General features: G+C 58.4%; 1 protein-coding gene. It reads left to right on the top strand.

The annotated features are described in order from the left end of the window. Positions 1–22: 22 nt before the first annotated feature. Positions 23–243, top strand: a 221-nt coding sequence (locus SB679_RS25910; RefSeq protein WP_410705255.1) for a helix-turn-helix domain-containing protein, incomplete at its 3' end; no start/stop codon positions are given.

The following is a 243-nucleotide window of genomic DNA, read 5'->3' on the forward strand; positions in this document are numbered from 1 at the left end:
GTTTAGTTCTATGAGAACTGAAATGCAGGACATGACCTTGGCGGACGCGGTCCGTATACGTTTCGGGGCCGCTGTTCGGGCCACTCGCGGATCACGCGGTTTGACGCAGGAGGCACTCGCTGGCCGCGTGTCTGACTTTGGCATCAACATGACCCAGACGATGATCGCCAAGCTCGAACGAGGAGATCGCCCGACGCCGATCAGCGAAGCGGCCGTAATTGCCCGAATTCTTGATGTCCCTCT

The sequence above is a fragment of the Chryseobacterium sp. SIMBA_029 genome, assembly GCF_046535275.1.
GTDB lineage: Bacteria > Bacteroidota > Bacteroidia > Flavobacteriales > Weeksellaceae > Chryseobacterium.